Genomic DNA, 26,305 nt, shown 5'->3' on the forward strand with positions numbered 1-26,305 from the left:
TGATGACCTGGCCGCGCGAGGGCGCGGGCGGGCTGGTCGACCCTGCTGCGCCCGCGCGGCCGTCGCGGCCCGGCAGGTCCGAGCGGCCCGGCTGGTCGGTCGGGCTGGACGTCGGCGGGACCAAGACGCTGGGCGTGCTGGTCGCGCCCGACGGCACCCACGGCCCCGGCCTGCGGCTCCCGTCGCAGCCGGGCGGGCCCGCGGTCGCCGCCACGGCGGCCGAGGCGGTGCGTCGCCTGCTCGCGGACGCGGGCCTCGGGCGGGACGACCTCGTCGGGGTCGGGATCGGGCTGCCCGGCATCGTCGACCCCGTGGCCGGGCGCGTCGAGCACGCCGTCAACCTGGGCATCGAGGCCGGCGTCGCGCTGGCCGACGACGTCTCGGCGGCGCTGGGCGGCGTGCCCGTGCGGCTCGAGAACGACCTCAACGTCGCCGCGCTCGGCGTCGCGCACCTGCTGCCCGACCCCGAGCCCGACCTCGCGTTCCTCGCCCTCGGCACCGGGCTCGCCGCGGGGCTCGTCCTCGACGGCCGGCTGCGGCGCGGCGCGAGCGGGGTCGCGGGGGAGATCGGCCACCTGGTGCACGTCGCCGGCGGGCTGCCCTGCCCCTGCGGGCAGCGCGGGTGCCTGGAGCAGTACGCGTCCGGCAGCGCGCTGGTCGCGGCGTGGCCCGGGCCGTTCGACCCGCCCGACCGCCCCGCCCCCGTGGCACTGTTCGAGGCGGCCGCGGCGGGGGACACTGCAGCGGTGGCGGTCCGCGAGGTGTTCGCCGACGCCGTCGCCGCGGCCGTGCGGGTGCTCCTGCTCAGCACGGACGTCGCGCACGTGGTGATCGGCGGCGGGGTGAGCGAGCTGGGCGACCCGCTGCTCGAGGTCGTGCGCGACCAGCTGGACCGGTCGGCCCGGGACTCGGCGTTCCTGGCGGCCATGCACATGGCGGAGCGGGTCTCCCTCGCCCCGCGTGGAGTGCCGGTGGGTGCCGTGGGCGCCGCGCTGGTCGGACGGAAGGAGTCCTGATGGAGGTCGTCATCGCGCCCGGGCCCGAGCTGGCCCGGCTCGCCGCGGGAACCATCGAGCGCGTGCTCCGCGCCCGCGCCGCCGAGGGCGGGCACGCGGTGCTCGGCGTCGCCACGGGCTCCAGCCCGCTCGCCGTGTACGACGAGCTGGCGCGCCGGCACACCGAGGACGGGCTGTCCTTCGCCGGCGTGCGGGCCTTCATGCTCGACGAGTACGTCGGCCTGCCCGCCGAGCACCCCGAGCGGTACCGGAACGTCATCGAGAAGGAGTTCGCCTCCCGCGTCGACATCGACCCCGCCGACGTGCACGGCCCCGACGGGCTCGCGCCGGACCTCCCCGCGGCGTGCGCGGCGTACGAGGCGGCCATCGCCGACGCCGGCGGCGTGGACGTGCAGATCCTCGGCGTCGGCACCGACGGCCACATCGCCTTCAACGAGCCCGGCTCGTCGCTGGCGTCCCGCACCCGGATCAAGACGCTCACCCGGCAGACCCGCGAGGACAACGCCCGCTTCTTCGGCGGCGACGTCGCCCAGGTGCCGACGCACTGCCTCACCCAGGGGCTCGCGACGATCATGTCCGCGCGGCACGTGCTGCTGCTCGCCACCGGCAAGCACAAGGCCGAGGCCGTGCACCAGGTCGTCGAGGGCCCGGTCAGCGCCATGTGGCCCGGCACGGTCCTGCAGCACCACCCGCACGCCACGGTCCTGGTCGACGAGGCCGCGGCCAGCCGCCTCCAGCTGGCCGCCTACTACCGCGAGACCTACGCCGCCAAGCCCGCCTGGCAGGGCATCTAGCGGCTGCGGCAGCCGCGCCCCGGCGAGGTCGAGGGTTCAGCGCGAGGTCGAGACTTCTGGAGCGGCCGAGTCGCGCAAACGCTCGACCTCGGCGGCGGCTGTCCACAGATGTCGAGCGGGGGGCGTTTCGGGCGAGGGCGCGCGGGATGCTCGGGGGATGAGCGGGCCGGGTGGTGGTGGGCGCGAGGACGCGGTGATCCTGGCGCGTGAGAGCGACCCGTCGGAGCTGGCACGGTCACGTGCCACCGGGTCGGTCGAGCGGGTGCGGTGGGGCGCCTACCTGCCGGTCGTGCCGTCGCAGGGTCGCGGCCGGGACGCCCGCCGTCGGGTTCTCGCCCGCATCGCCGCGGTGCAGGCCCAGCTGGCGGTCGACCACTGGTTCAGCCACGAGTCCGCGGCCGTCATCTGGGGGTGCGACACCGTCCGGCTCTCCGGCGCAGTCCATCTGACGCAGGAGGGCCGACCCGCCCGACGCGGCAGGGAGCTGCTCGTGCGGCACCACGGCGGAGTGCCGCTCGATCAGCGCGGCGTCGTGCACGGCCTGCCGGTCACGAGCCTGGAACGGACGCTGGTCGACTGCGCGGCGATGCTCCCGCCCGACCGGGCGCTGGTGATCGCCGACTCGGGTCTGCGGCTGGGCGCCGACCCCGCGACGATCGACCGGCTGCTCGTCGCGCGGGCAGGTGCCCGGGGCGTGCGCCGGGCGCGGACCACGCTGGCGCTCGCGGACGGCCGTGCGGAGTCCCCGGGCGAGACTCTGGTGCGCCAGGTGCTCAGCACGTCCGGCATCGCCGTGCCGGAGCCCCAGGTCCCGGTCGTCACGCACCGCGGGACGTTCCGGCTCGACCTCGGCTGGCGGACGCAGCGCCTCGGCCTCGAGTTCGACGGCTTCGTCAAGTACTCCGGTGCCTTCGGCAGCACAGCGGCCGAGGTGGTCTTCGCCGAGAAGCAGCGGCAGGACGCGATCGAGGACGAGGGGTGGCGCGTCATCCGCGTCACATGGGATGAGCTGAGTCGCCCGGAGGCGCTCGTGGCCCGAGTGGCTCGCGCGCTCGCCGGCGCGCGTCGGTGACGAGGTCGAGCGTCTGCGGCGAGGTCGAGGGTTCTTAGGCTGGGTCGCCGGCCAGACCCTCGACCTCGCCGAGCCAACGCGGAGCGGCGGCGAGGAGCGGCGGGGTGGGCGTCGGAGGGGGGACGTACGATGGTCGGCATGAGTGAGCCCCTGCCGCCGAGCCCCGAGCCGGACCGGCTCTCGGACCCCAGCACCGGCGCCGGAACCGGGCTGCTGGAGCGGCCCGAGGAGCAGCTCGCCGAGCCGGGCGACCACGAGCGCTTCGCGCACTACGTGCGCAAGGAGAAGATCATGGAGTCGGCGATGTCCGGCAAGCCCGTGGTCGCGCTCTGCGGGAAGGTCTGGGTGCCGGGCCGCGACCCGAACAAGTTCCCGGTCTGCCCGGTGTGCAAGGAGATCTTCGAGGGTCTGCGTGAGCCGCAGGACGGCGGCGACGGGGACTCGGGCAAGGGCTCCGGCGGGCGCCGCTGGGGCTTCGGCCGCGGCAAGGGGTCCGGCGACTCCTCCGGCGGACAGTGACCGCCGCGGAACGCCCGTCGTCCGCACCCGCCACGCACGCCTCCACGTCGGCCGCATCGCAGCTGCCGCCGGCGTTCCCCGGGCGTGCGCCCTGGGGGACGGCGGGGAAGCTGCGCGCCTGGCAGGCGGCGGCCCTCGAGCAGTACCTGTCCACCGCGCCGCGGGACTTCCTCGCGGTGGCGACCCCGGGCGCCGGCAAGACGACGTTCGCGCTGCGGATCGCCACGGAGCTGCTGCAGGCCGGCATCGTGCGCCGGGTGACCGTCGTGGCGCCGACCGAGCACCTCAAGCACCAGTGGGCCGACGCGGCCGCGCGCGTGGGCATCAAGCTCGACCCGAACTTCAAGAACGCGCAGGGACGGCACGGCCACGGGTTCGACGGCGTGGCGCTCACGTACGCGGGTGTCGCGGCCAAGCCGGCGCTGCACGCCGCGCGCACCACGGCGGCGCCGACGCTCGTCATCCTCGACGAGGTGCACCACGGCGGTGACGCGCTGTCCTGGGGCGACGCGGTCCGCGACGCCTTCGAGGGCGCGACCCGCCGGCTGTCGCTGACGGGCACCCCGTTCCGCTCCGACACGGCGCAGATCCCGTTCGTCGAGTACGAGCGCGGCCCCGACGGCATCCGCCGCAGCAGGGCCGACTACACGTACGGCTACTCGGAGGCGCTGCGGGACCACGTGGTGCGCCCGGTGCTGTTCCTCACGTACTCGGGGTCGATGCGCTGGCGGACCAAGGCCGGCGACGAGGTCAGCGCACGCCTCGGCGAGCCGCTGACCAAGGACATGACCGCGCAGGCGTGGCGCACGGCGCTGAACCCGGACGGCGAGTGGATCCCGTCGGTGCTCGCCGCCGCGGACCGCCGCCTGACCGAGGTCCGCCGCACGGTGCCGGACGCCGGGGCGATGGTCATCGCGACCGACCAGACCGACGCCCGCGCCTACGCCGGGCACCTCGCGCGCCTCACGGGGAGGTCGCCGACGGTCGTGCTGTCCGACGACGACGGTGCCAGCGCCCGCATCGACGAGTTCTCCGCCTCCGACGACCGCTGGCTGGTCGCGGTGCGCATGGTGTCCGAGGGCGTCGACGTCCCGCGGCTCGCGGTCGGCGTGTACGCCACGAGCGCCGCCACGCCGCTGTTCTTCGCGCAGGCCATCGGCCGGTTCGTGCGGGCGCGCAAGCGCGGGGAGACGGCGTCGGTGTTCCTGCCGAGCGTCGCTCCGCTGCTGGCGCTCGCGAACGCGCTGGAGGTCGAGCGGGACCACGCCCTGGACCGCCCGTTGACGGCCGAGGAGCAGGGCGAGGGCTACAACCCCGAGGACGCGCTCGTCGCGCAGGCGAACCGGGCCGAGAAGGGCTCCGACGCGCTGCAGGGCACCTTCGAGGCGCTCGAGGCGCAGGCGTCGTTCGACCGCGTGCTCTTCGACGGCGGCGAGTTCGGCACCGGCGGCGACGTGGGCTCGGACGAGGAGCTGGACTTCCTCGGACTGCCCGGCCTGCTCGACCCCGACCAGGTGACGACGCTGCTCCGGCAGCGCCAGGCCAGCCAGCAGAGCGCGCGCAGGACGAAGGCGCAGGCCGTCGAGGACCGCGCCGAGATGGACCACCGCAAGCAGGCCGAGCTGCGCAAGGAGCTCGCGCAGCTGGTCGGCGCGTGGGCGCGCAAGAGCGGGCAGCCGCACGGCGCGGTGCACACCGAGCTGCGCCGCCGCTGCGGGGGCCCGGAGGTCGCGCTCGCGGACCCGGCGCAGCTGGAGGCCCGGGTGGCGATGCTCCGCGGCTGGTTCGTCGGCAAGCGCTGACCCCGGCGTCGCTGCAGGTCAGCGCGTCGCGATACCAGGTCGCGCCGCCCCCGCAACCGGAGCGTTCGACGTGCCGAACCGGCGAATCCCTGCCAGTGTCATCGCTGTGAACAGGAGGTTCACCGGTCAACGCCGGTGAGACCTCGTCGTGCAGGGGGACGAAGGGAGCCGTCAGATGCCCGCGTGGCTGATCCTCATCATCATCGGTGTCGTGCTGCTCGTTGTGGGTGTGGCCGTCGAGGCCGCCAAGATCCTCCTCTGGGTGGGGATCGCGGTGCTCGTGGTGAGCCTGATCCTCGGCCTGCTGCGTCGGGGCAAGGCGCGCGTCTAGCGTCTGCCCCCACCGTCACGACGGCGCCCGCGCCCCCCTCGGGGAGCGCGGGCGCCGTCGCGTCCGGGGCCGGGCACGCGCCGGAGGGCCGGCGAGGTCGTCCGCGTGCACGAGGTCGCCCCGCAGGACTGACGACCTCGGGCAGGAGTGACGACCTCGTTGCCGCGCGGTCAGACCGTCAGGGTCACCGTGGGGAGGGCGGCCTCGTCGGCGGAGAGGCGGCGGGCGCCGCGGGGGAGCTCCTCGCGGGACGCCGCGTGCCGGGCCGTGGCGGCGCGCACGCCCTCGGGGCCGGTCCAGCCGGGCTGCACCTCCCCGTCGACGACCAGCGGCACGACGAGCGCGCGCAGGTCGTCGGTGCCGGGGGTCCAGGTCCGCACCGCGTCGTCGGCGCCGGAGACGACGACCTCCTCGACGGCGCGCCCGGCGTCGTCCAGCCGTCGGGCCGCGGTCTTGCGGCCGCCGACGGACCCCTTGGCGACCGAGGCCTTGGCGACGGGGGCCAGCACGCCGTCGGCGCCCTCGCGCGCCACCAGCTTGTAGACCATCCCGCAGGTCGGTGCGCCGGAGCCGGTCACCAGCGACGTGCCCACGCCGTAGGAGTCGACCGGTGCGACGGCGAGCGCGGCGATCGCGTACTCGTCCAGGTCCGACGTCACGACGATCTTGGTGCCGTGCGCGCCGAGCTCGTTCAGCTGCGCGCGCACCTCCTGCGCGAGGACGCCGAGGTCGCCGGAGTCCAGCCGGACCGCCCCCAGCCCGGGTCCGGCCGCGGCGACGGCACGCTCGACGCCGCGGCGGACGTCGTAGGTGTCGACCAGCAGCGTGGTGCCCGCGCCGGAGGAGGCGACCTGCGCGGCGAACGCCGCCTCCTCGTCGTCGTGCAGCAGCGTGAACGCGTGTGCGGCGGTGCCGATCGTCGGCAGCCCGTAGCGGCGCCCCGCCTCCAGGTTGGAGGTGCCGGCGAACCCGGCGACGGCGGCGGCCCGGGCGGCGGCGACCGCGGCCTGCTCGTGGGCCCGGCGCGCCCCCATCTCCAGGACCGGGCGGCCGATGGCGGCACTGGTCATGCGGGACGCGGCCGACGCGATGGCGGAGTCGTAGTTGAGGATCGACAGCACGACGGTCTCGAGCAGGACGGCCTCGGCGAACGTGCCCTCGACCGTGAGCACGGGGGACTGCGGGAAGAACATCTCGCCCTCGGCGTAGCCGTGCACGGTGCCCGTGAAGCGGTAGTCGGCCAGGTACGCCAGCGTGGCGTCGTCGACGACGCGCTCGCGGGACAGCCAGTCGAGCTCCTCGGTGCCGAACCGGAAGCCGGCCAGCGCCTCGAGCACGCGCCCCGTGCCGGCCAGCACGCCGTACCGGCGCCCGTGCGGCAGCCGCCGGGTGAACACCTCGAAGACGCAGCGGCGGTCGGCGGTGCCGTCGGCGAGGGCGGCCTGGAGCATCGTGAGCTCGTAGCGGTCGGTCAGCAGCGCGGTGCTCGAGGTCATGACCACACCGTATGCGGGGCGGCGGTGCCTCGCCGCGGGTACCCGGGGCGGGCACCTACAGTGGTCGGGTGCCCGTCGACACCGCCCCGCAGGAGACGACCCGCACGGACGGCGCGCTCGCCGACGCGTGGGTCACGATCGTGTGGAACGACCCCGTCAACCTCATGTCGTACGTGACCTACGTGTTCCGCTCGTACTTCGGCTACCCCGAGGCCAAGGCGGAGAAGCTGATGCGCGAGGTGCACGAGCAGGGCCGCTCGGCGGTGTCCGCGGGCAACCGGGAGCAGATGGAGGTGGACGTGCAGGCGATGCACTCGTACGGCCTGTGGGCCACGCTGCAGCGGAGCGACGCCTAGGTGCGCGCCTTCCGACGCGAGGGCGACACGCTGGTCGCCGAGGTCGAGCCGGGGGAGCGCGAGGTGCTGGCCACCGTCGTGGCCGACGTCGCGGAGCTGCTCGGCGGCGGGCGGCTCGAGGACCGGGCGCGCGCGGCGGGACGAGCCGCGACCCCGGACGACGGCAGCACCCTCGCGATGCGCCTGCGCCTGGACCCGCTGCCGGCGCCCGACGACCCGGCCGTGCACCGGCTGCTGCCCGACGCCTCGCGCGACGACCCCGACGTGGCGGCGGAGTTCCGCCGGCTGACGGAGGACGACCTGCGGCAGCAGAAGATCGAGCGGCTGGCGGAGCTGTTCGACGCGCTCACCGCGGGCGACCCGGCCGACGAGGCCGCGGAGCCCGACGCCGAGCCGCACCAGGCGTCGCGCCGGCGGCACCGCTCCCGCAGCCGGCACGCCGCTGCCGGGACCGTCCGCGTCCCGCGCGACCGCGGCCCCGCGCTGGCGGCCACGCTGACGGACGTCCGGCTGGTGCTCGGCGAGCGGCTCGGCGTCACCGACGAGCACGCCAGCGACGACCTGGAGCGCGAGGTGGTCCGCGGCCGCGCCGCCGACGACAGCGCCGCGCAGGCCCGGCAGTACCTGGGCTCGGTGTTCCTCGCGCTCGGCTGGTGGCAGGAGACGCTCATGGCCTGCCTGCTGGCGGACCTGCCCGACCGTCCCGCGCCGGGACCGGGGCTAGGCTCGGGGTCGTGAACGACGCTCCCATCGGGATCTTCGACTCCGGGGTGGGCGGGCTCACCAACGCGCGGTCGATCATCGACCAGCTGCCCCACGAGTCGGTGCTGTACATCGGCGACACCCTCAACACCCCGTACGGGCCCAAGCCGCTCGCCGCGGTGCGCGCCCACGCGCTCGAGGTGATGGACGACCTGGTCGACGCCGGCGTGAAGATGCTGGTCATCGCCTGCAACACGGCGTCCTCCGCGGTGCTGCGGGATGCGCGCGAGCGGTACACGCTGCGCAAGGGCATCCCCGTGGTCGAGGTGATCCTGCCGGCCGCGCGCCGGGCCGTCGCGGCCACCCGCACCGGCCACATCGGGGTCATCGGCACCAAGGCGACCGTCGAGTCCCGCGCGTACGACGACGCCTTCGCGGTGGCGCCGGGCGTGCGGCTGACCACGCAGGCCTGCCCGCGGTTCGTCGAGTTCGTCGAGGCGGGCGTCACGTCCGGACCCGAGCTGCTGAGCGTCGCCCAGGAGTACCTGCAGCCCGTGAAGGACGCGGGCGTCGACACCCTGGTGCTCGGCTGCACGCACTACCCGCTGCTGACCGGCGTCATCTCGTACGTGATGGGCGAGGACGTGACGCTCGTGTCGAGCGCCGAGGAGACCGCCAAGGACGTGTACCGGCAGCTCGTGGCGCACGACCTGGAGCGCGACCCCGCAGCGGGCCCGTCCGAGCACCGGTTCCTCGCCACCGGCGACCCGGAGTCGTTCGCGCACCTGGCCCGGCGGTTCCTCGGGCCCGAGGTCCGGCACGTCGAGGAGCGCGGCGCCCTGCGCTGACGGCTGTACCCCCCCGTACCCGGCCCGGACCGGCGTGACGAGCGCCACCGAGGTCCGCCGCCCGACCGCCGCCCACGACCGGGCGCCGCGAGGCATCATGGCTCCGGGCCGCCGTCGGACGCCGGGTCACGGCCCGTCGACGGGGAGTGGTGCGGATGAGGCTCGTGGTGGTCGGCAGCGCGGGCTCGTTCCCGGCGCCGGACGCGGCCGCGTCCTGCTACCTGGTCCAGGCCGAGGGCCCCGACGGGTCCGGCGGCACCCGGACGTGGAGCGTCCTGCTGGACCTGGGCAACGGCGCGCTCGGCCCGCTGCAGCGGTACCTGGCCCCGGCGTCGCTCGACGCGGTCGCGATCAGCCACCTGCACGCGGACCACGTCGCCGACGTGGTGGTGCTCGGCGTGATGCTGCGCTACGACCCGCGCGGCCTGCGCGCGGAGCCGCTGCCGCTGCACGGCCCGGAGGGGGTGCGCGACCGGCTCGCGCAGCTGTCCGGCCACGACCCCGCGACGAGCACCGCCGACCACCTCGCGATCGGCACCTGGCGCGCCGGCGAGCCGGTGCGGGTCGGCCCGCTGACCATCGAGCCGGTGCCGGTGCTGCACCCGGTCCCCGCGTTCGGCTTCCGGGTGACCGGCCCGTCGTCGCTGGACCCCGGCCGCACGGTGACGCTCGCGTACACGGGGGACACCGACGAGTGCGCGGGGCTCGACGACCTGGCCCGCGGCGCCGACGTGCTGCTGGCCGAGGCGGCGTACCTCGAGACGTCGGCGGCGCCGCGCGGCGTGCACCTGACGGGCGTGCGGGCGGGCCGGGCGGCGCAGCGGGGCGGCGCGAAGCGGCTGGTGCTCACGCACCTGGTGGCGTGGAACGACCCCTCCGCGAGCCTCGCGGAGGCCACCGGGGTCTACGACGGCCCGGTCGACCTGGCGCGCCCGGGGATGGTCGTCGACCTCTGACGGTTCCGTGGGGTGCGGGTCGGGTCGTTACCCTCGGGGGATGACCTCCGACCCCTCCGCCGTCACCACCGCGCGCGCCGACGGCCGCGCCGCCGACCAGCTCCGGCCCGTCTCGATCACCCGCCGGTACCTCGACGCCGGCGAGGGCAGCGTGCTCGTGGAGTTCGGCGGCACCAAGGTGCTGTGCGTCGCGTCGTTCACGGCGGGCGTCCCGCGCTGGCGCAAGGGCTCCGGCGAGGGCTGGGTCACCGCCGAGTACGCGATGCTGCCGCGCTCGACGACCACCCGGTCCGACCGCGAGTCCGTGCGCGGCAAGATCGGCGGCCGCACCCACGAGATCTCCCGCCTGATCGGCCGCTCGCTGCGCGCCGTGATCGACGTCGCCGCCCTCGGCGAGAACACGATCGTGCTCGACTGCGACGTGCTGCAGGCCGACGGCGGCACGCGCACGGCCTCCGTGACCGGCGCGTACGTGGCGCTCGCGGACGCCGTCGCGTGGGGCATCGCCCAGGGTTCCGTGAACGGGCGGAAGCCCGTGCTGCGCGACTCCGTGTCCGCCGTGAGCGTCGGCATCGTCGACGGTGCCCCGGTGCTCGACCTGCCCTACGTCGAGGACGTGCGCGCCGAGACGGACATGAACGTCGTGGTGACGGGGTCCGGCGACTTCGTCGAGGTGCAGGGCACCGCCGAGCACGCGCCGTTCAACCGCGCCGAGCTCGACTCCCTGCTGGACCTGGCGCTGGTCGGCACGACCGAGCTCGCCCGCGTGCAGGCCGAGGTGCTGGCGCTCGGCCCCGCCACCGGCCCGGTCACGGTCCGCGGCGGGGTGCCGGCGTGACCGGGCCCGCCCGCCTGGTGCTCGCGACGCACAACGCGCACAAGCTCGGCGAGCTGCGCGCCATCCTCGTGCCCGCGCTGCCCGGCCTCGAGCCGGACTCCGTGGTCGGTGCCCGCGACGTCGGCGCGCCGGAGCCGGTCGAGGACGGCGTCACGTTCGCGGAGAACGCGCTGATCAAGGCCCGCGCCCTCGCGCGGCACACGGGTCTGCCCGCGGTGGCCGACGACTCCGGCCTGTCGGTCGACGTGCTCGGCGGCGCGCCCGGCATCTTCTCGGCCCGCTGGTCCGGCCGGCACGGGGACGACCGGGCCAACCTCGAGCTGCTGCTCGCGCAGCTCGCCGACATCGCCCCGGAGCACCGCGCGGCCCGGTTCACCTGCGCCGCGGCCCTGGTGACCCCGGACGGCGCCGAGCACGTCGAGCTCGGCCACCTGGCCGGCACGCTCGCGCTCGCACCGCGCGGGGAGCACGGCTTCGGCTACGACCCGGTCCTGGTCCCCGAGGGCGGCACCCGCACCTGCGCGGAGCTCGCCCCGGAGGAGAAGAACCGCATCTCGCACCGCGGGCAGGCGTTCCGCGCCCTGCTGCCCACCGTCGTCGCGGCGCTGCGTGGCTGACGTCCACCTGGTCGCGGACGGGCTGACCTTCGGCTACCCGGGTCGGCCCGTCCTCGACGGCGTCGGCCTGTCCGCGTCGGCCGGTGACCGGGTCGGCGTGGTCGGGGAGAACGGCGCCGGCAAGACCACCCTGCTCCGGCTGCTCGCCGGCGACCTGCTGCCCACCGCGGGCGAGGTGCGCCGCGCGGGCACGGTGTCGGTCGTCCAGCAGGAGCTCGACGTGCCCGCGGGCTCGACCATCGGCGACCTCGTGCGCCGGACCGGCCGGCACGTGCGCGCCGCGGCCGCCCGGCTGGACGAGGCGATCGAGGCGTTCGACCACGACAGCGGCGACCTGACCGCGCTGAGCGAGGCCATCGCGGCGGTCGACCGGCTCGCGGCGTGGGACGTCGACCGGCGGGTGGACGAGGCGCTGACCCGGTTCGGTGCGCCGCGCGACCCGGGGCGGCGCCTGGACACGCTGAGCGTGGGGGAGGCCTACCGGGCGCGGCTGGCCTGCCACGTCGCCGAGCGGGCCGACATCCTGCTCCTGGACGAGCCGACCAACCACCTGGACGTCGGCGGCATCGACTACCTGACGGCGCAGCTCCAGCAGTGGCCCGGCGTCGTCGTCATCGTGACGCACGACCGGCAGCTGCTGGACGACGTGATGACCGCGATCCTCGACCTGGACCCGTCGATGGACGGCCGCCCGGTGCTGTACGGCGCCACGCGGTACGCGACGTACCGGTTCGCCAAGGACCAGGCCCTGCGCCGCTGGCGCGCCCGGTACGCGCAGGAGCGCAAGCGCGCCGAGAAGCTGGCCCGGCGGCTGGACGAGTCGTACGAGGGGCTGTCCGACGAGTGGCGCCCGGCGAAGGGCTCGCAGAAGCACCGCCGCGCCACCCGGGCACGCATCCACGTGAAGGCCGCGGACCGCCTGGTGCAGAAGCTGGAGGCCGAGGCGGTCGAGGTGCCGGTGCCGCCGCCCGCGCTGGCGTTCCCGGACCTGCCGAGCATCCCCGTCGGCTACGACGGCGGGCCGCTGCTGGAGCTGCGCGCTCCCCGGGTGGCGGGCCGGCTGGACCTGCCCGGCGTGCGCGTCGAGCTGCCGCCCGCGGGGCGGCTGCTCGTGACGGGCCCGAACGGCGCGGGCAAGTCGACGCTGCTGGCCGCGCTCACGGGCCGGGCGACGCTGGACCGGGGGCACCGGTCCGTCGCGCACGGCGTGCGGCTCGGCGTGCTGGTGCAGGACGACGACAGCCCTGCGCGGCTGCGGACCACCGGGTTCGAGGCCGCGGCCCGGCGGGCGCTCGACCTGCTGGAGGTCGGCGCGCTGGACCCGGCGCACGTGCTGCCGGTCGCCGCGCTGGGGCTGCTGGAGGAGGAGGACCTGGACCGGCCGCTGGGCGAGCTGTCGGTGGGGCAGCGGCGGCGGTTCGAGCTCGCGGCAGCGCTGGTCGCGGCGCCCCACGTGCTGGTGCTCGACGAGCCGACCAACCACCTGTCGATCGCCCTGGTCGACGCGGTGACCGAGGCGCTGCGGATGACGTCGGCCGCGGTGGTCGTCGCGACGCACGACCGGGCGATGCGCGCGGACCTGGCGGACTGGCCGTCGATCGAGCTCTGAGCCCCGGGCGTCAGGCGCGGGGCGCCGCCGGACGCTCGGGCAGCGCCCGCTCCAGCAGCCGCACGAGCAGCGCGAGCACCAGGAACGTGACCGCGACCAGCGCCGTGTTCCGTGCGGCGGTCGCGAGCCCGAGCGCGCCGGCGTCCAGGAACGGGTACGGGTACCAGCCGGTGACCGCCCCGCGCACGAAGGTGGACGCGATCCACAGCAGCGGGTAGGCGACGGACCACGCGACGGTGGTCCCGCCGAACCGCGGGCGCGGCCCGGCCAGCAGCCACACCAGCCACGCGCCGACGGGGGTCACGGTGTGCAGCAGGAAGTTCGCGATCTCCCCGCTCGGCGTCAGCGCCAGGCCGTCGCCCGCCAGCACGGTGTGGTAGACGACGCCCGTGACCGCGATGCAGAGCAGCGCGTCCAGCTGCAGCACCGCCATCACGCGCCCGGTCCGCGCCGGCCGGGCGGCGAGCAGCGCGGAGGCGACCGCGACCAGCAGGTTGGACTGGATCGTGAAGTAGGAGAACAGCCGGGTGAGGCGCTCCGTCATGGTGCCCGCGTCGCCCGGCCCGTCGACCAGGGCGCGCCCCAGCTCCAGCGCGACGCCGGCCAGCGCCGCCAGGGCGAGCAGGGCGTGCAGCACCCGGGCAGCCAGCAGCGGGCGCGCCGCAGTCGCGGCCTGCGCGGTCACGGCCGCCGGCCTCAGGGCATCCGGCCGACGTGCGCCATCGCCTGGCGCAGCAGCAGGCCCTGACCGCCGTTCATCTCGACCTGGACCTGCTCGCTGCACGCCTCCTCGGGCGTCAGCCACGCCAGGTCCAGCGCGTCCTGCTGCGGCCGGCAGTCGCCGGTCACCGGCACGACGTACGCCAGCGACACCGCGTGCTGCCGGGGGTCGTGGTACGGCGTCACGCCGGGGGTGGGGAAGTACTCGGCGACCGTGAACGGCTGCGGCGTCGGCGGGACCTGCGGCAGCGCGACCGGGCCGAGGTCCTTCTCGATGTGCCGGAGCAGCGCGTCGCGCACCCGCTCGTGGTACATCACGCGGCCGGAGACCAGCGCGCGGGACATCACGCCCTCGGGGGTCACGCGGAGCAGCAGGCCGACCGCGACCACGTCGCCGGAGTCGTCGACCCGGACAGGGACGGCGTCCACGTAGAGCAGGGGGAGCGAGCGGCGCGCGGCCGCGATGCCCTCGGGGCTCAGCCACCCGGAGGGGCGCTCGGGCTCGCGGGGCAGGTCAGCCGTGTCGGTCACCCGGCAGTTGTACCCCGTGCCGCGGCTCCCCGCCCAGCCCGACGCGCGGCCGGCGCTGCGGGCCCACCCGGTCGCGGGAATACTGGACCGGGTCCGGGCGCTCTACTGGCGTCAAACCGACCACAGGAGGCGACAGATGGCAACGACCGAGCTGACGGCCGAGAGCATCCAGAAGACGATCACGGAGAACGACATCGTCCTGGTGGACTTCTGGGCCGACTGGTGCGGTCCGTGCAAGCGCTTCGGCCCGATCTTCGAGAGCTCGTCGGAGACGCACCCCGACATCGTGCACGCGAAGGTCGACACCGAGGCCGAGCAGCAGCTGGCGGCCGAGCTGCAGATCACGTCGATCCCGACCCTGATGGCGTTCCGCGAGGGCGTCCTGGTCTTCAACCAGGCGGGTGCCCTGCCGGCGCCGGCGCTCGAGCAGGTCGTCGACGCGGTCAAGGCGCTGGACATGGACGACGTCCGAGCGCAGATCGCCGCTGCCGGGGCCGCGCAGAGCTGACCCCCCACCGCATCACGACGCCCCCGCACGCAGCAGCGTGCGGGGGCGTCGTCGCGTCCCGGACGGCCTAGTGGCGGAACTGCGCGACGCGCTCGCGCAGCTCGTCCGCCGTCCGGGCCAGCTCCGTGACGGCCGCGCTCATCTCGCCCAGCACGGCGGTGCTGCTCGCCGCCGACTCGGCCACCCCGGTGATGGTCTGCGCGATCTCGCCCGACCCGGACGCGGCGTCCTGCACCGAGCGCGACATCTCCGCGGTCGTCGCCGTCTGCTCCTCGACGGCCGACGCGATGGTGGTCTGGTAGTCGTCGATCCGGGCGATGATCTGCCCGATCTCGGCGATGGCCGCGACCGCCCCCTCGGTGTCCGCCTGGATGGCCTCGACGCGGCGGGCGATGTCGTCCGTGGCGCGGGCCGTCTCCGAGGCGAGCTCCTTGACCTCCCCGGCCACCACGGCGAAGCCCTTGCCGGCCTCGCCGGCCCGGGCCGCCTCGATCGTGGCGTTGAGCGCGAGCAGGTTGGTCTGCTCGGCGATGCTCGTGATCACCTTGACGACGTTCCCGATCTCCGCCGACGAGGCGCCGAGCCGGGTCACCTGCTCGTTCGTCGTGGCGGCGGCCTCGGTGGCCCGGGCGGCGACCTGCGCCGCCTCGGACGCGTTCTGCGCGATCTGCCGGATGGACGCGCCCATCTCCTCCGCGCCGGCGGCGACGGTCTGCACGTCGCGGTTCACCTGCCCCGCCGCGGACGCGACGACGCCGGCCTGCTCGGACGTCCGGTCGGAGCCCGCGACCACCCGCTGCGTGGAGGCGTCGAGCGTGCCCGCCGCGTCCGCGACCGCCCGGGCCGTGACGACGATGCCGGTCACGGTCTCCTGCAGCGCTGCGGCTGCGGCGTCGAGCGCCGCCGCCGTGCGGCCGATCTCGTCCGTCCCGGTGACGTCGCTGCGCACGGTGAGGTCGCCGCCCGCCAGGGCTTGCGCGGCCTGCGACACGCGCTCCAGGCGACGGCTCAGCCGCCGCGCGACGAGCACGCCGACCACCGCGGGCACCACGGCGGCCACCACGAGGGCGGCCAGCACCAGCAGCACGCTCCGGTCGCCGGACGCGGCGGCGGACCGCCCCGCCCGGGCGGCGGCGTCCGCCTCCACCGCGATCAGGTCGTCGATCCGGTCGGCGGCGGCCTGGGCGGCGGTGTCGGCGCCGCTGCTGGACCCCGCGAGCCCCTGGAACGTGCTGAGCGCGGCGCGCACCGCCTCGGCGGCGGTCTCCTGCTCCGGGCTCCGGTCCGGGAGCGCCACGTAGTCGGCCAGCCGGGCCAGCGCCTCGTCGGCGGCGTCGTCCCGCTGCCCGGCCAGGCCGTCGGCCTTGAACGGGTCGCCGTTCTGCTCCGCCGCGCGCATGTCGGCACCGAGCTTCTGCGCCACGCCGAGCTCGGAGCGGATCGCGCTGGCCAGCGACATGCCCGCGACGTGGTCGTCGACCATGGCCTGGGTCGTGGAGGTCGCCGACCGCAGGGCACCGACGGCGATCAGGCCCAGCAGGACGACCATCATCAGCGCGGCCGACACGGTGAGCATGATCTTGCCCATGAAGCCCAGCCCGCGGCGGCCGCCCGCCCGGAGCCCGGCGCCGGACCCGGGCGCGGTGCGCTGCCGCGGGACGTCGGGCAGCCCGCCCGCTCGGTGCGGCACGCGCGCCGCCGTCCCGGTCCGGTCGTCCGTGGTCGCCGTCATCGTCGGCCTCTCGTCGCGCAGGCGCAGCCGTCGTCGCCCGCGCGGGACGCGTCACGTCCCGGGGTACCGGTCGTCCCGGGACGCGGCGTGCTGAGCGGAACGCCGCCGGGCTCACCCGGACGGGTCCCATCGGCCGGCGCATCCGGGTGGTGAGCGCTCCGGGCGGGTGAAAGCCGGGCGCACGTCGGTGCGGGAGGCGGGACTCGAACCCGCACGCCCTCTCGGGCACCAGGACCTAAACCTGGCGTGGCTGCCGTTTCACCACTCCCGCGTGCCCCGGCGTCCTCGTGCCGGGGGCCCTGCCGGTCAGTCGATGCCGAGGTCGCGCCGCAGCTTGGCGACGTGGCCGGTGGCCTTGACGTTGTACTGCGCGAGCTCCACGGTGCCGTCGGGTGCGACGACGACCGTCGAGCGGATGACGCCGGTGACGGTCTTGCCGTAGAGCGTCTTCTCGCCCCACGCGCCCCAGGCCTCCAGCACGGACTTCTCGGGGTCCGAGGCCAGCGGGAAGGTCAGCGCCTCCTCCTCGGCGAACGCGGCCAGCTTCGCGACGCCGTCGGGGGACACGCCCACCACGCGGTAGCCCCGGCCCTGCAGCGACGCGAGCGAGTCGCGGAAGTCGCAGGCCTGCTTGGTGCAGCCGGGCGTGCCGGCGGCGGGGTAGAAGTAGACGACGACGTGCTCGCCGCGCAGGTCCGACAGCGTCACCGAGCCGCCGTCGGCGGTGGGCAGGGTGAAGTCGGGGGCGGTGTCGCCGACGGCGAGGCGGGGCATCGGGTACTCCTGCGGGTGGGGTCGGACGAGGACGGGCGCCGTCAGCGTACGACGCCCGGGCGGTACGGTCGGCCGGGTGAGCGCACCCCGACCCGAGAACCCCGCGTCCCGACCCGAGCTGCCGATCCGGATGCTGAACGACCGCCTCCTGGTGCAGCTGGACCAGGACGCGTCCGAGCGCCGGTCCACCGCCGGCATCGTGATCCCCGCGACCGCCGCGGTCGGCAAGCGGCTCACGTGGGGTGCGGTGGTCGCCGCGGGGCAGCACGTGCGCCAGGTGACGGTCGGTGACCGGGTGCTGTTCGACCCCGACGAGCGTGCCGAGGTCGAGCTCGAGGCGCAGACCTACCTGCTCCTGCGGGAGAAGGACGTGCACGCCGTGGCGGCCCCGCGCGACGGCGGCCAGGGCACCGGCCTGTACCTCTGAGAAGGCGCTTCCCCCGTTCGGCGGGGCCGCGTGTTCGCCCTCGGCGTGCTGCCTTGCACCGCCTGCGGGCGGGTGTTCTCCTGAAGTCAGGAACGACCGGGGGAGTGCCGTGGTGGACGACGAGATGCAGACGGCAGAGCCGGGCTCGCGCGAGGTGGACGAGGACGCGGCGGGTGCCGTGATGGACCTCCTGGCGGAGCACGTCCCGCTGACGCTGCTGGCCGACCTGGCGGTGGCGGAGCCCCGGTCCGAGGCGATCCTGCAGGCCGAGGGGCTTCCCGACGACGCCTGGTGGGAGGGCGACGCCGACGGCGCGGCCGCCGAGCCGACCCCGGAGGACGACGTGCCGGCCGACCCCGACGCGGCGGAGACCAGCCCGACGGCGTGACGTCCGCCACTGCGGCGGCTCTGCGGGCGGATCTGGTTCGCATCCGCCCGCAGAGGGTGCTAACGTTCTTTCTCGCGCGCCATTAGCTCAATTGGCAGAGCAGCTGACTCTTAATCAGCGGGTTCGGGGTTCGAGTCCCTGATGGCGCACAGCAGAAGGCCCCCGACCAGCGGAAACGCCGGTCGGGGGCCTTCGTCGTGCACGGGGGCGGATGGCGCGGACCCCGACGGGCGCTCCCGCGGCCGCTTTGCGCCGGAATGCGCGGGCTGCCCGCCAGGTCGTCGGCGTCGTCGGCGTCGTCGGCGTCGCCGGTTCACCGGACACCGGCGGCGGGCGGGCCGCATACTGGCAGGGTGCCCCAGGACGCAGCCGCCACCGACGTGCCCGAGACCGGCAGCGTGCGGGTCGACGACGCCGACCCGAGCCTGCTCCGGATGAGCGGCGAGGTCGACGTCGCCGTGATCGAGCGGCTGCGGGACGAGTTCGGCGCTGGCAGCCGCCGGGGTGCCGACCTGGCGACCTTCCTGCGGGCGGTGCGCACCGTCGACATGTCCGCCGTGACCTTCGCCGACTCCTCGGCGGTCGGGCTGCTCGCCGGCCTGGTGGTGGGGCTGGAGCCGTCGGGCGAGACCCTGGTCGTGCGCGGCGTCGCCCCGGTGGTGGAGACGGTGCTCGAGGTCACCGGCCTGCTCCCGCGGCTCGACGTCCGGCCCTGAGCCTCCGGGCTCCAAAGGTCGCACCTTTCACCCGAGCGGTCGCCTCAGGGCGCCGCGCAGCCGTCCGATGCGGTCGGTGGGCCACGACGTGCCCGCCCCACCCCCTGCACGGACGGAGTCCCCGCATGCCCGCTGCCGCCGACCGATCGACCCCCCGCTCCCGCCGGCTGGTCGCCGACCTGCCGGTCGGTGCCCGCATCGGCGCCGTGCTCGGCGTCCTGGCGGTCGTCGTCGTGGCGGTCGCCGCGCTGGGCATCGCCCGCCTGAGCACCCTCGAGTCGTCGATCGACCGGCTGGGACGCGAGGCGATCGAGCCGCAGACCTACCTGGTGAACACGCAGCGCTGGTTCCAGGCGAGCCGGTCGCGGGTGCTCGAGTACGGGATGGTCACACCGGAGGACCGCGCCGAGATCGCCGAGCAGCGGGCCGGGTTCGACGCGGACGCGCTGCAGAACGTGGCCGACTACGCGCCCTACGTGCTCGACGACGCCGCCTACGCGGCGCTGGAGGACGCCTACGCCCGCTACCAGGAGGCCGCGGACGCCATCGAGCCGCTGGCCGACCAGGGCGCCGTCGCCTACCACGACGCCTACGCCGAGCAGGTCCGGGGGACCACGACGGAGATCGGGGACGCGCTGCAGGCGCTGACGGACTCGGTGTCGGCCCAGGCGTCGGAGGGCGTCGCGGACGCCTCGGCGAGCGCGAACGCGGCGGGGGTCCAGATGATCGGCATCGGCCTGGCCGGCGTGCTCGTGGCCGGGGCGCTCGGCGTGGTGCTGGTGCGCCGGATCGTGCGCGACCTCGCGACGGTGCAGCGCACGGTGCAGAGCATGGGCGACGGCGACCTCACCGTGGCCGTGGACCTCGACTCCCGCGACGAGCTCGGCCGCATGGCCGGCTCGCTGAACGAGGCGCAGGACTCGCTCCGGTCGCTGATGAGCGGCGTGGTCGAGACGGCGCAGACCGTCGCCGCCGCCGCCGAGGAGCTGTCCGCCGCGTCGCACCAGGTCGTGGCGGGCTCGGACGAGACCTCGGCGCAGGCCGGGGTGGTGGCCGCCGCCGCCGAGCAGGTGTCCCGCAACGTGCAGACCGTGGCCGCGGGTGCCGAGGAGATGGGTGCTTCCATCCGCGAGATCGCCCAGAACGCGTCCCAGGCGGCCAAGGTGGCGCACCAGGCCACCGACGCCGCGGCGGTCACGAACGACCAGGTGGCGCGGCTGGGTGCGTCGAGCCAGGAGATCGGCAACGTCGTGAAGGTGATCACCTCGATCGCCGAGCAGACGAACCTGCTGGCGCTGAACGCCACGATCGAGGCCGCGCGCGCCGGGGAGGCCGGCAAGGGCTTCGCCGTCGTCGCCGGCGAGGTCAAGGAGCTGGCGCAGGAGACCGCCAAGGCGACCGAGGACATCGCGCGCCGGGTCGAGGCGATCCAGGGCGACACCACCGGTGCGGTGCAGGCGATCGGGGAGATCTCCCAGATCATCGCGAGCATCAACGACTACCAGCTGACCATCGCGTCGGCCGTGGAGGAGCAGACCGCCACGACCAACGAGATGTCCCGCTCGGTGGCCGAGGCCGCCACGGGCTCCGGCGAGATCGCGACGAACATCACCGGCGTCGCGTCGGCGGCGAGCGAGTCGTCGCAGACGCTCAACCAGATGGGCACCGCCGTGGCCGAGCTGGCGCGGATGTCGGAGGACCTGCGCGGGCAGGTGTCGCGCTTCCGGTACTGACCCGGGCTCAGTCCGCCTCGGGGGCCAGGCGGCGGGCGGCGGCGCGGGCGCGGACCAGGTCGGCGATCTGCTGGGCCTGGGCGTGGACGAGCATGCGCAGCTCGTCGTACCGGCGGTCGACCGCGGCGTCGGGACCGTCGCCGTCGCGCGCGGCGATCCACGCGCGCTTGGCGGCGCGGATGTCGGCGTCCGTCACGTCCACGCGCCAGAGGTCCTCGTTCATGCGTCCAAGGTCCCACCGGTCCCGGGGCTCCACGCCGCCGATCCGGGACTTTCACCCGCCGCCAGCGGGGCAAACCGCTCAATTCACCTGATAGCCGGTCGAAGGTGACAGCCTTCATGCCCCGGTGGAGTGACGCCCACGTCACACCTGTCGACCCGCGGCGCGCGGGTGCCGCTCTGCCGACGGGTCCCCGAGGGGCCACGATGGGGGAGGTCGCGCACCCGCGTGCCACCTGGGAGGACGGAGCGACGCATGACCGAGGACACCCTGCAGACGGACACCGGGACGGTGACCTACGACGTGGTGGTCGTGGGCGCGGGCGCGGTGGGGGAGAACGCAGCGGACCGGGCGGGGCGGCTCGGGCTGTCGGTCCTGGTCGTCGAGCACGAGCTGGTGGGCGGTGAGTGCTCGTACTGGGCGTGCATGCCGTCCAAGGCGCTGCTGCGGCCCGGCGCCGTCCTGGCGGCGGCCCGGGCGGTCCCGGGCGCCGCCGAGCTGGTGCAGGGCACCCTCGACCCCGCCGCGGTCCTGGCCCGGCGCGACGAGTTCACCTCGCACTGGGACGACCACGGGCAGGTCGAGTGGCTCGACTCGGCGGGCATCGGCCTGCTGCGCGGCACCGCCCGGTTCACCGGCCCGAAGGAGCTGCTCGTGGAGTCCGACGAGGGCGACACCCGGGTGATCGCCCGGCACGCCGTCGTCGTGGCGACCGGCAGCGAGCCGGTGATCCCCGGCATCCCGGGGCTGGCGGAGGCGCAGCCGTGGACCTCCCGCGAGGCCACGGCCGTGAAGGACGTCCCGTCGCGGCTCGTGGTCCTCGGGGGCGGCGTCGTGGGCGTCGAGATGGCGGTGGCGTACCGCGACCTGGGCGCGGAGGTCACGTTGCTGGTCCGCGGCGACCGGGTGCTGACCGGCGCCGAGCCGTTCGCCGCCGAGGAGGTCGCGGCCGGTCTGCGCGACCTCGGCGTCGACCTGCGGTTCGGGACGTCCGCCACCCGGGTGTCCCGCGACGAGTCCGGCGTGCACCTGACCGTGGACGGCCCGCAGGGCGCCGACGAGCTGCACGCGGACGAGGTCCTCGTCGCCACCGGGCGGCAGCCGCGGACGACCGCGCTCGGGCTCGAGACCGTCGGCCTGGAGCCGGGGCAGCCGGTCGCGGTCGACGACGCGCTGCAGGCCACCGGGGTGGCCGACGGCTGGTTGTTCGCCGTCGGGGACGTCACCGGGCGCACCGCGACGACGCACCAGGGCAAGTACGACGCCCGCGTCGTCGGGGACGTCGTGGCCGCGCGGTTCTCGACGGGCGACGAGGCGGCCGGCGCCGCGGACGCCGAGCGCGACACCGCGCCGTGGTCGCGGTACCGCGCCTCGGCGGACCACGTCGCCGTGCCGCAGGTGGTGTTCACCCGGCCCGAGGTCGCGTGGGTCGGCCGCAGCGAGGAGCAGGCGCGCGCGGCCGGGCTGCGGGTGCGGGCGGTGTCCTACCCGATCGGGTCCGTCGCGGGGGCGTCGGTCGCCGCCGACGGCTACAGCGGGACCGCGCAGGTCGTGCTCGACGAGGACCGCGGCGTGGTCGTCGGCGCCACGTTCACCGGGCCGGACGCCGCCGAGCTGCTCCAGGCCGCGACGATCGCCGTCACGGGCGAGGTGCCGCTGGACCGGCTGTGGCACGCCGTGCCGGCGTACCCGACCGTCAGCGAGGTGTGGCTGCGGCTGCTGGAGACGGCCGGCCTGTAGGCCGCACGACGACGGGGCGGGTCCGTGACGGACCCGCCCCGTCGTGCTGCCGGTGTCAGCTCGCGAGCGAGCCGTCGCTGGACAGGACCAGGCCGATCGACGCCTCGCCCTGGCGCACGGCGTCACCGATCAGGCCGAAGTCGTACGAGGCGAACTCGCTGACCGTGATGCCGTAGGTCTCCTCGAGGCCGACCTGGCAGAACGGACGCTCGGGGCACTCGGCCGGGCCGGCCAGCACCACGCCGCCGTCGCACGCCGTGGCGAGGTCGGACAGCGTCGTGACGTCGTGCTCCTCGGCGAACGCCGACGTCACCGCGAACGCGTTCTGGTCCTGGGCCGCGGAGACCTCCCCGAAGGTGAGGCCGGCGTCGCCGCCGAGCGTCGTCAGCGCCTCGACCGTCGCGTCGACGTCGCCGCTCGCGACCGGCGCGGCGTCCGCACCGTTGGCCGAGGTGTTGAGGAACTCGGCCAGCGTCGCCGCGTACTCCGGCGTGAGTGTGATCTGGCCGCTCTGCAGCGCCGGCAGGTACGTCTCGCGGTTGCCGATCGTCTGCACCTCGGCGGTGTACCCGGCGGAGCGCAGCACGGCCGCGTAGATCTCGGACAGCGTGGCGCTCTCGGAGAAGTTCGCGGCGCCGATGACGACGCTGCGGCCGGTGCCCGCGCCGCCGCCCGAGGCCGCCAGGCCCTCGTCCTCGACGAACCGGGCCGCGGCCTCGGTGGAGGTCTGCCGGTCGATGTCGACGGACTTGTTCAGCTGGATCAGCTTGTCGGTGTCGAGCGCCTCGGACACGGAGTTCAGCAGCGGGATCAGCGCGGGGTCCGCGGCGGCGGCCTCGGCGTTCACCGCGGGGATCACGTTGTCGGCGTTCTGGAGCCCCTGGTCGTCCTCGAGCACGACCAGCTGGTCGCCGGCGACGGGCTCGCAGACGGTGCCGCTCGCATCGCCCGCGGAGGTGGGGTCCGCCGTGCCGCCACCCGAGCCCGGGTCGCCGCACGCCGCGAGCAGGAGCAGGAGGCCGGAGGCCGCTGCGGTGAGGGTGGTTCGACGTGCGTTCATGCGCGGTGTCCTCTGTTCTCGGGGCTGGCACACGGTGTTCGGTGCGGGTGCGCGCGCGGATGGGCGCAGGTGGGGGCCGTCGACCATTCGACCGGCGGTCTCCGGGCTCGGCAAGCCCCGGGGCGGGGTGCCGCTGTCACGATCGGGTCACGATGACGTCGTCGCCTCCCGCCGGTGCGGTGGCGTCGGGCTCGGGCGACGAGGTGCCCGCCCCCGCCCGCCGGCGGCGCAGCGAGCTCGTCGCGCGCATCGGGGCGGGGGTGAGGGCGCGCTGCACCAGGGCGAGCACGCCCTCCACCACCAGGCAGAGCCCGGCGACGAGCACGGCGCCCGCGACCACCTGGCCGTACCGCTGCAGCGCCATGCCCTCGACGATGATCGAGCCGAGGCTCCGGCCGCCCACCAGCGCGGCGAGCGGCACCGTCGCGAGCACCTGGGTCACCGCCGTGCGGAGGCCCGCGCCGATCAGCGGCAGCGCCAGCGGCAGCTCCACCAGCGCCAGCGACCGTCCGCCCGACATGCCGACGCCGCGCGCCGCGTCCCGCACGTCGGCGTCGACGTCCATCAGGCCGGTGAAGGTGTTGCTGAGGATCGGCGGCACGGCGAAGACGGCGACGGCGAGCACCGTGGCGGTCGCGCCGAACAGGCCGGTCGCCGCGAAGATGGTCAGGAGCGCGAAGGTCGGCAGCGCCCGCGAGGTGTTGGCCAGCACCACGGTGACGACACCGCCGCGCCGCCGGTGCCCGAGCGCGATCCCGGCGGGCAGCGCGACCACGGCCGCGAGCAGCACCGCCAGCGCGCTCAGGCGCAGGTGCTCGCCGGTCAGCGCGACGACGCCGTCCCGGCCGGTCCAGTTGAGCGGGTCGTTGAGCCAGGCGACGGCCTCCTGCAGCACGTCCACGTCAGGCCTCCCGTCCGCGGGCCCACGGCGTCACGGCGCGACCGACGAGCCAGAGCAGCAGGTCGAGCACCAGCGCCAGCGCCAGGCAGAGCAGCGTCGCCGTGAGGATCTCCGCGTGGTACTTGTTGTTGCGGAAGCCGCGGAACATCAGCGTGCCCAGCCCGCCGTAGCCGACGACGACCCCGACGGTCACCAGCGCCACCGTGGTCACGGTCGCCAGCCGGACGCCCGCGACGATGGCCGGCACCGCGTTGGGCAGCTCGACGGTCAGCAGCAGGCGCAGGCGGCCGTAGCCGAGCCCCCGCGCGGCGTCGCGGACGCTCTCGTCGACGCCGTCGAGGCCGACCAGCACGTTGCGGGTCAGCACCAGCAGCGCGTAGACGACCAGGCCGATCAGCACCGGCGTCCGGCCGATCCCCGTGAACGGGACCAGGACCGTGAACAGGGCGAGCGACGGGATCGTGTAGAGCACGCCGGTGGTGCCGACGATCGGTGCCGCCAGGCGCGGGCGGAGGTGGGCGAGCATGCCCAGCGGGAGGGCGACGGCGATCGCGATCAGCACCGCCTGCACCGTGAGGGTCGCGTGCTGCTCGAGCGCGCGGGAGATGTCCGCCCAGTTGCGCTGGACGTAGTCCCACGACAACCAGGGGTTGGCCGCCGCGCCACCGCCCGCAGCCGCGGCGGCCGCCGCGACGTCGCTCGCGAGGTCGCCCGCGGCGGTCGCGGAGGTCAGGGCTGTGGTCACCGCCAGGACGCTACCGTCGTCCACCGACACGCGCAGGGCCGCCGGCGGGTGCCCGGTCCGGGACGGGCCGCACCCGCCGTCGCGGGACGGCGGCTGTCGGACGGCGCGGGTACGGTCGTGGCCATGGCCACCGCGATCGCCTTCGACCACGTCCGCAAGGCGTACCCCGACGGGACCGTCGCGGTCGGCGACCTGTCGCTCGAGGTGCAGGAGCACGAGCTGCTCGCGCTCGTCGGCCCCTCCGGCTGCGGCAAGTCCACGACGCTCCGGATGGCCAACCGCCTGGTCGAGCCGACGTCGGGCCGGATCCTCCTGGACGGCGACGACGTCACCGAGGTCGACGCCGTGGCGCTGCGCCGCCGCATCGGCTACGTCATCCAGAACGTCGGCCTGTTCCCGCACCGCACGGTGGAGCAGAACGTCGGGACCGTGCCGCGGCTGCTGGGCTGGGACCGCGCCCGTACCCGCACCCGCACCGGCGAGCTGCTGGAGCTGGTCGGGCTCGCACCCGACCGGTACGCCAAGCGGTACCCGCACGAGCTCTCCGGCGGCGAGCGGCAGCGGGTCGGCGTGGCCCGCGCCCTGGCCACCGACCCGCCCGTGCTGCTGATGGACGAGCCGTTCGGCGCCGTCGACCCCGTCGGGCGGCGCCGGCTGCAGGCGGAGTTCCGGCGCATCCGCGCCGAGCTCGGCACCACCGTGATGCTCGTCACGCACGACGTCGACGAGGCCGTCCGCCTGGCGGACCGCGTCGCCGTGCTCAGCCGGGGCGGGCACCTGGAGCAGCTGTCCGACCCGGTGCGGCTGCTGGCGGCCCCCGCGAGCCCCGCCGTCGCGGACCTCGTCGGCACCGGCGCGGCGGTCCGGCTGCTCGCGCTGGGCACCGTCGAGCGGCGCGACCTGCGCGCCGTGACCGGCACCGTCACCGGTGACCCGACGCTGCGCCTCGGCGACCCGCTCGACGCCGCGTTCGCCGCGCTGGCCGCCGAGCCGTCGGGCCGGGTGCTCGTGCGGGAGGGCGCGGAGGTGGTCGGCGAGCTCGACGCCCCGGGCCTGCTCGCCGCGCTGCACCGGCTGGTCGACGGCGCCCAGGACCGCGCCGGCGTGGACTCCGCGCGGACCGCTCCCGTCGTCTGAACCGCGCCACCGGGCGG

29 protein-coding genes and 2 tRNA genes are annotated in these 26,305 nt (G+C 75.6%); 21 read left to right on the forward strand and 10 right to left on the reverse strand.

Annotated elements, in window-relative coordinates:
- Nucleotides 1-2: 2 nt before the first annotated feature.
- From ACWPWW_RS17310 to ACWPWW_RS17335, 6 genes are all read left to right on the forward strand, one after another.
- Entirely contained in the window at nucleotides 3-1,016 is a 1,014-nt protein-coding gene (locus tag ACWPWW_RS17310; RefSeq protein WP_454051568.1) for an ROK family protein, read from the forward strand.
- A complete protein-coding gene (nagB, locus tag ACWPWW_RS17315) occupies nucleotides 1,016-1,810 on the forward strand; it encodes a glucosamine-6-phosphate deaminase (RefSeq protein ID WP_454051569.1) in 795 nt (264 codons plus the stop codon). Before ACWPWW_RS17310 ends, nagB begins: the two co-directional genes overlap by 1 nt.
- A gap of 157 nt (nucleotides 1,811-1,967) precedes the next feature.
- Nucleotides 1,968-2,882: a hypothetical protein gene (locus tag ACWPWW_RS17320; RefSeq protein ID WP_454051570.1), complete on the forward strand. Its 915-nt coding sequence runs from the start codon at nucleotides 1,968-1,970 to the stop codon at nucleotides 2,880-2,882.
- Nucleotides 2,883-3,020: 138 nt separating this feature from the next.
- Nucleotides 3,021-3,401 (forward strand): DUF3039 domain-containing protein, encoded by a 381-nt coding sequence (locus ACWPWW_RS17325; RefSeq protein ID WP_454051571.1) that lies wholly within the window; start codon nucleotides 3,021-3,023, stop codon nucleotides 3,399-3,401.
- Entirely contained in the window at nucleotides 3,398-5,203 is a 1,806-nt protein-coding gene (locus ACWPWW_RS17330) for a DEAD/DEAH box helicase (RefSeq protein ID WP_454051572.1), read from the forward strand. The genes ACWPWW_RS17325 and ACWPWW_RS17330 overlap by 4 nt, the downstream gene beginning before the upstream one ends.
- Nucleotides 5,204-5,378: 175 nt before the next feature.
- Entirely contained in the window at nucleotides 5,379-5,534 is a 156-nt protein-coding gene (locus ACWPWW_RS17335) for a hypothetical protein (protein ID WP_454051573.1), read from the forward strand.
- Between the two features lie 170 nt (nucleotides 5,535-5,704).
- On the opposite strand, the gene ACWPWW_RS17340 is transcribed toward ACWPWW_RS17335, so the two are convergent.
- A complete protein-coding gene (locus tag ACWPWW_RS17340) occupies nucleotides 5,705-7,030 on the reverse strand; it encodes a nicotinate phosphoribosyltransferase (RefSeq protein ID WP_454051574.1) in 1,326 nt (441 codons plus the stop codon).
- 68 nt (nucleotides 7,031-7,098) lie between these two features.
- Here ACWPWW_RS17340 and clpS point away from each other — a divergent pair, with 68 nt between their 5' ends.
- The 7 genes from clpS to ACWPWW_RS17375 all read left to right on the forward strand — a co-directional run bounded on the left by clpS (nucleotide 7,099) and on the right by ACWPWW_RS17375 (nucleotide 12,956).
- The gene (gene clpS / locus ACWPWW_RS17345; protein ID WP_454051575.1) at nucleotides 7,099-7,386 is read left to right on the forward strand and encodes an ATP-dependent Clp protease adapter ClpS; all 288 of its coding nucleotides are present in this window, start codon (nucleotides 7,099-7,101) and stop codon (nucleotides 7,384-7,386) included.
- Entirely contained in the window at nucleotides 7,387-8,124 is a 738-nt protein-coding gene (locus tag ACWPWW_RS17350) for a DUF2017 family protein (protein ID WP_454051576.1), read from the forward strand.
- Nucleotides 8,121-8,936, forward strand: a complete 816-nt coding sequence (gene murI, locus ACWPWW_RS17355; protein WP_454051577.1) for a glutamate racemase — start codon at nucleotides 8,121-8,123, stop codon at nucleotides 8,934-8,936. The genes ACWPWW_RS17350 and murI overlap by 4 nt, the downstream gene beginning before the upstream one ends.
- A gap of 155 nt (nucleotides 8,937-9,091) precedes the next feature.
- Nucleotides 9,092-9,892, forward strand: coding sequence for an MBL fold metallo-hydrolase (locus tag ACWPWW_RS17360; RefSeq protein ID WP_454051578.1), 801 nt, complete (start codon nucleotides 9,092-9,094; stop codon nucleotides 9,890-9,892).
- Between the two features lie 40 nt (nucleotides 9,893-9,932).
- Nucleotides 9,933-10,730: a ribonuclease PH gene (gene rph / locus ACWPWW_RS17365; RefSeq protein ID WP_454051579.1), complete on the forward strand. Its 798-nt coding sequence runs from the start codon at nucleotides 9,933-9,935 to the stop codon at nucleotides 10,728-10,730.
- Nucleotides 10,727-11,347: an RdgB/HAM1 family non-canonical purine NTP pyrophosphatase gene (gene rdgB, locus ACWPWW_RS17370; RefSeq protein WP_454051580.1), complete on the forward strand. Its 621-nt coding sequence runs from the start codon at nucleotides 10,727-10,729 to the stop codon at nucleotides 11,345-11,347. The genes rph and rdgB overlap by 4 nt, the downstream gene beginning before the upstream one ends.
- The gene (locus tag ACWPWW_RS17375) at nucleotides 11,340-12,956 is read left to right on the forward strand and encodes an ABC-F family ATP-binding cassette domain-containing protein (RefSeq protein ID WP_454051581.1); all 1,617 of its coding nucleotides are present in this window, start codon (nucleotides 11,340-11,342) and stop codon (nucleotides 12,954-12,956) included. The genes rdgB and ACWPWW_RS17375 overlap by 8 nt, the downstream gene beginning before the upstream one ends.
- Nucleotides 12,957-12,966: 10 nt before the next feature.
- On the opposite strand, the gene ACWPWW_RS17380 is transcribed toward ACWPWW_RS17375, so the two are convergent.
- Nucleotides 12,967-13,641 (reverse strand): Pr6Pr family membrane protein, encoded by a 675-nt coding sequence (locus ACWPWW_RS17380; RefSeq protein WP_454051582.1) that lies wholly within the window; start codon nucleotides 13,639-13,641, stop codon nucleotides 12,967-12,969.
- Between the two features lie 11 nt (nucleotides 13,642-13,652).
- Complete coding sequence (locus tag ACWPWW_RS17385; RefSeq protein WP_147796132.1) at nucleotides 13,653-14,207, reverse strand: NUDIX hydrolase family protein; 555 nt, start codon at nucleotides 14,205-14,207, stop codon at nucleotides 13,653-13,655.
- Here ACWPWW_RS17385 and trxA point away from each other — a divergent pair.
- A complete protein-coding gene (trxA, locus tag ACWPWW_RS17390; RefSeq protein WP_454051583.1) occupies nucleotides 14,140-14,715 on the forward strand; it encodes a thioredoxin in 576 nt (191 codons plus the stop codon). The genes ACWPWW_RS17385 and trxA overlap by 68 nt on opposite strands.
- Nucleotides 14,716-14,782: 67 nt before the next feature.
- On the opposite strand, the gene ACWPWW_RS17395 is transcribed toward trxA, so the two are convergent.
- The 3 genes from ACWPWW_RS17395 to bcp all read right to left on the reverse strand — a co-directional run bounded on the left by ACWPWW_RS17395 (nucleotide 14,783) and on the right by bcp (nucleotide 17,221).
- Nucleotides 14,783-16,447: a methyl-accepting chemotaxis protein gene (locus ACWPWW_RS17395; RefSeq protein WP_454051584.1), complete on the reverse strand. Its 1,665-nt coding sequence runs from the start codon at nucleotides 16,445-16,447 to the stop codon at nucleotides 14,783-14,785.
- 188 nt (nucleotides 16,448-16,635) lie between these two features.
- Nucleotides 16,636-16,718 (reverse strand) — tRNA-Leu (locus ACWPWW_RS17400).
- Nucleotides 16,719-16,753: 35 nt separating this feature from the next.
- Complete coding sequence (gene bcp, locus ACWPWW_RS17405) at nucleotides 16,754-17,221, reverse strand: thioredoxin-dependent thiol peroxidase (RefSeq protein ID WP_454051585.1); 468 nt, start codon at nucleotides 17,219-17,221, stop codon at nucleotides 16,754-16,756.
- A 130-nt stretch (nucleotides 17,222-17,351) separates the two neighbouring features.
- On the opposite strand from bcp, the gene ACWPWW_RS17410 reads away from it, so the two are divergent.
- The 5 genes from ACWPWW_RS17410 (at nucleotide 17,352) to ACWPWW_RS17430 (ending at nucleotide 20,485) form a co-directional block, all read left to right on the forward strand.
- The gene (locus ACWPWW_RS17410; RefSeq protein ID WP_454051857.1) at nucleotides 17,352-17,648 is read left to right on the forward strand and encodes a GroES family chaperonin; all 297 of its coding nucleotides are present in this window, start codon (nucleotides 17,352-17,354) and stop codon (nucleotides 17,646-17,648) included.
- 112 nt (nucleotides 17,649-17,760) lie between these two features.
- Nucleotides 17,761-18,036: a hypothetical protein gene (locus tag ACWPWW_RS17415; RefSeq protein ID WP_454051586.1), complete on the forward strand. Its 276-nt coding sequence runs from the start codon at nucleotides 17,761-17,763 to the stop codon at nucleotides 18,034-18,036.
- Nucleotides 18,037-18,112: 76 nt separating this feature from the next.
- Nucleotides 18,113-18,185 (forward strand) — tRNA-Lys (locus ACWPWW_RS17420).
- A 204-nt stretch (nucleotides 18,186-18,389) separates the two neighbouring features.
- The gene (locus ACWPWW_RS17425) at nucleotides 18,390-18,752 is read left to right on the forward strand and encodes an STAS domain-containing protein (protein ID WP_454051587.1); all 363 of its coding nucleotides are present in this window, start codon (nucleotides 18,390-18,392) and stop codon (nucleotides 18,750-18,752) included.
- Nucleotides 18,753-18,877: 125 nt separating this feature from the next.
- Nucleotides 18,878-20,485 (forward strand): methyl-accepting chemotaxis protein, encoded by a 1,608-nt coding sequence (locus tag ACWPWW_RS17430; protein ID WP_454051588.1) that lies wholly within the window; start codon nucleotides 18,878-18,880, stop codon nucleotides 20,483-20,485.
- 7 nt (nucleotides 20,486-20,492) lie between these two features.
- Here the strand turns inward: ACWPWW_RS17430 and ACWPWW_RS17435 are convergent, their stop codons facing one another.
- Nucleotides 20,493-20,708: a hypothetical protein gene (locus tag ACWPWW_RS17435; protein ID WP_454051589.1), complete on the reverse strand. Its 216-nt coding sequence runs from the start codon at nucleotides 20,706-20,708 to the stop codon at nucleotides 20,493-20,495.
- A gap of 252 nt (nucleotides 20,709-20,960) precedes the next feature.
- Between ACWPWW_RS17435 and ACWPWW_RS17440 the strand changes: the two genes are divergently transcribed.
- Nucleotides 20,961-22,445: a dihydrolipoyl dehydrogenase family protein gene (locus ACWPWW_RS17440; protein WP_454051590.1), complete on the forward strand. Its 1,485-nt coding sequence runs from the start codon at nucleotides 20,961-20,963 to the stop codon at nucleotides 22,443-22,445.
- 55 nt (nucleotides 22,446-22,500) lie between these two features.
- Here ACWPWW_RS17440 and ACWPWW_RS17445 read toward each other — a convergent pair whose 3' ends face one another.
- The 3 genes from ACWPWW_RS17445 to ACWPWW_RS17455 form a co-directional block, all read right to left on the reverse strand.
- Nucleotides 22,501-23,505, reverse strand: a complete 1,005-nt coding sequence (locus ACWPWW_RS17445) for a glycine betaine ABC transporter substrate-binding protein (protein ID WP_454051591.1) — start codon at nucleotides 23,503-23,505, stop codon at nucleotides 22,501-22,503.
- Between the two features lie 136 nt (nucleotides 23,506-23,641).
- Nucleotides 23,642-24,406 carry an ABC transporter permease gene (locus ACWPWW_RS17450; protein ID WP_454051592.1) on the reverse strand — a complete coding sequence of 255 codons (765 nt, stop codon included), beginning with the start codon at nucleotides 24,404-24,406 and terminating at the stop codon, nucleotides 23,642-23,644.
- 1 nt (nucleotide 24,407) lies between these two features.
- Nucleotides 24,408-25,049: an ABC transporter permease gene (locus ACWPWW_RS17455; RefSeq protein ID WP_454051858.1), complete on the reverse strand. Its 642-nt coding sequence runs from the start codon at nucleotides 25,047-25,049 to the stop codon at nucleotides 24,408-24,410.
- A gap of 225 nt (nucleotides 25,050-25,274) precedes the next feature.
- On the opposite strand from ACWPWW_RS17455, the gene ACWPWW_RS17460 reads away from it, so the two are divergent.
- Entirely contained in the window at nucleotides 25,275-26,288 is a 1,014-nt protein-coding gene (locus ACWPWW_RS17460; protein ID WP_454051593.1) for an ABC transporter ATP-binding protein, read from the forward strand.
- Nucleotides 26,289-26,305: the final 17 nt, after the last annotated feature.

Source organism: Cellulomonas sp. Marseille-Q8402 (assembly GCF_965119525.1).

Coding starts and splice junctions, on each gene's coding strand:
- ACWPWW_RS17310 (WP_454051568.1), top strand. CDS start 3: ATGACCTGGCCGCGCGAGGGCGCGGGCGGGCTGGTCGACCCTGCTGCG.
- nagB (WP_454051569.1), top strand. CDS start 1,016: ATGGAGGTCGTCATCGCGCCCGGGCCCGAGCTGGCCCGGCTCGCCGCG.
- ACWPWW_RS17320 (WP_454051570.1), top strand. CDS start 1,968: ATGAGCGGGCCGGGTGGTGGTGGGCGCGAGGACGCGGTGATCCTGGCG.
- ACWPWW_RS17325 (WP_454051571.1), top strand. CDS start 3,021: ATGAGTGAGCCCCTGCCGCCGAGCCCCGAGCCGGACCGGCTCTCGGAC.
- ACWPWW_RS17335 (WP_454051573.1), top strand. CDS start 5,379: ATGCCCGCGTGGCTGATCCTCATCATCATCGGTGTCGTGCTGCTCGTT.
- ACWPWW_RS17340 (WP_454051574.1), bottom strand. CDS start 7,030: ATGACCTCGAGCACCGCGCTGCTGACCGACCGCTACGAGCTCACGATG.
- ACWPWW_RS17360 (WP_454051578.1), top strand. CDS start 9,092: ATGAGGCTCGTGGTGGTCGGCAGCGCGGGCTCGTTCCCGGCGCCGGAC.
- rph (WP_454051579.1), top strand. CDS start 9,933: ATGACCTCCGACCCCTCCGCCGTCACCACCGCGCGCGCCGACGGCCGC.
- trxA (WP_454051583.1), top strand. CDS start 14,140: ATGCCCTCGGGGCTCAGCCACCCGGAGGGGCGCTCGGGCTCGCGGGGC.
- ACWPWW_RS17395 (WP_454051584.1), bottom strand. CDS start 16,447: ATGACGGCGACCACGGACGACCGGACCGGGACGGCGGCGCGCGTGCCG.
- bcp (WP_454051585.1), bottom strand. CDS start 17,221: ATGCCCCGCCTCGCCGTCGGCGACACCGCCCCCGACTTCACCCTGCCC.
- ACWPWW_RS17410 (WP_454051857.1), top strand. CDS start 17,352: ATGCTGAACGACCGCCTCCTGGTGCAGCTGGACCAGGACGCGTCCGAG.
- ACWPWW_RS17430 (WP_454051588.1), top strand. CDS start 18,878: ATGCCCGCTGCCGCCGACCGATCGACCCCCCGCTCCCGCCGGCTGGTC.
- ACWPWW_RS17435 (WP_454051589.1), bottom strand. CDS start 20,708: ATGAACGAGGACCTCTGGCGCGTGGACGTGACGGACGCCGACATCCGC.
- ACWPWW_RS17440 (WP_454051590.1), top strand. CDS start 20,961: ATGACCGAGGACACCCTGCAGACGGACACCGGGACGGTGACCTACGAC.
- ACWPWW_RS17445 (WP_454051591.1), bottom strand. CDS start 23,505: ATGAACGCACGTCGAACCACCCTCACCGCAGCGGCCTCCGGCCTCCTG.
- ACWPWW_RS17460 (WP_454051593.1), top strand. CDS start 25,275: ATGGCCACCGCGATCGCCTTCGACCACGTCCGCAAGGCGTACCCCGAC.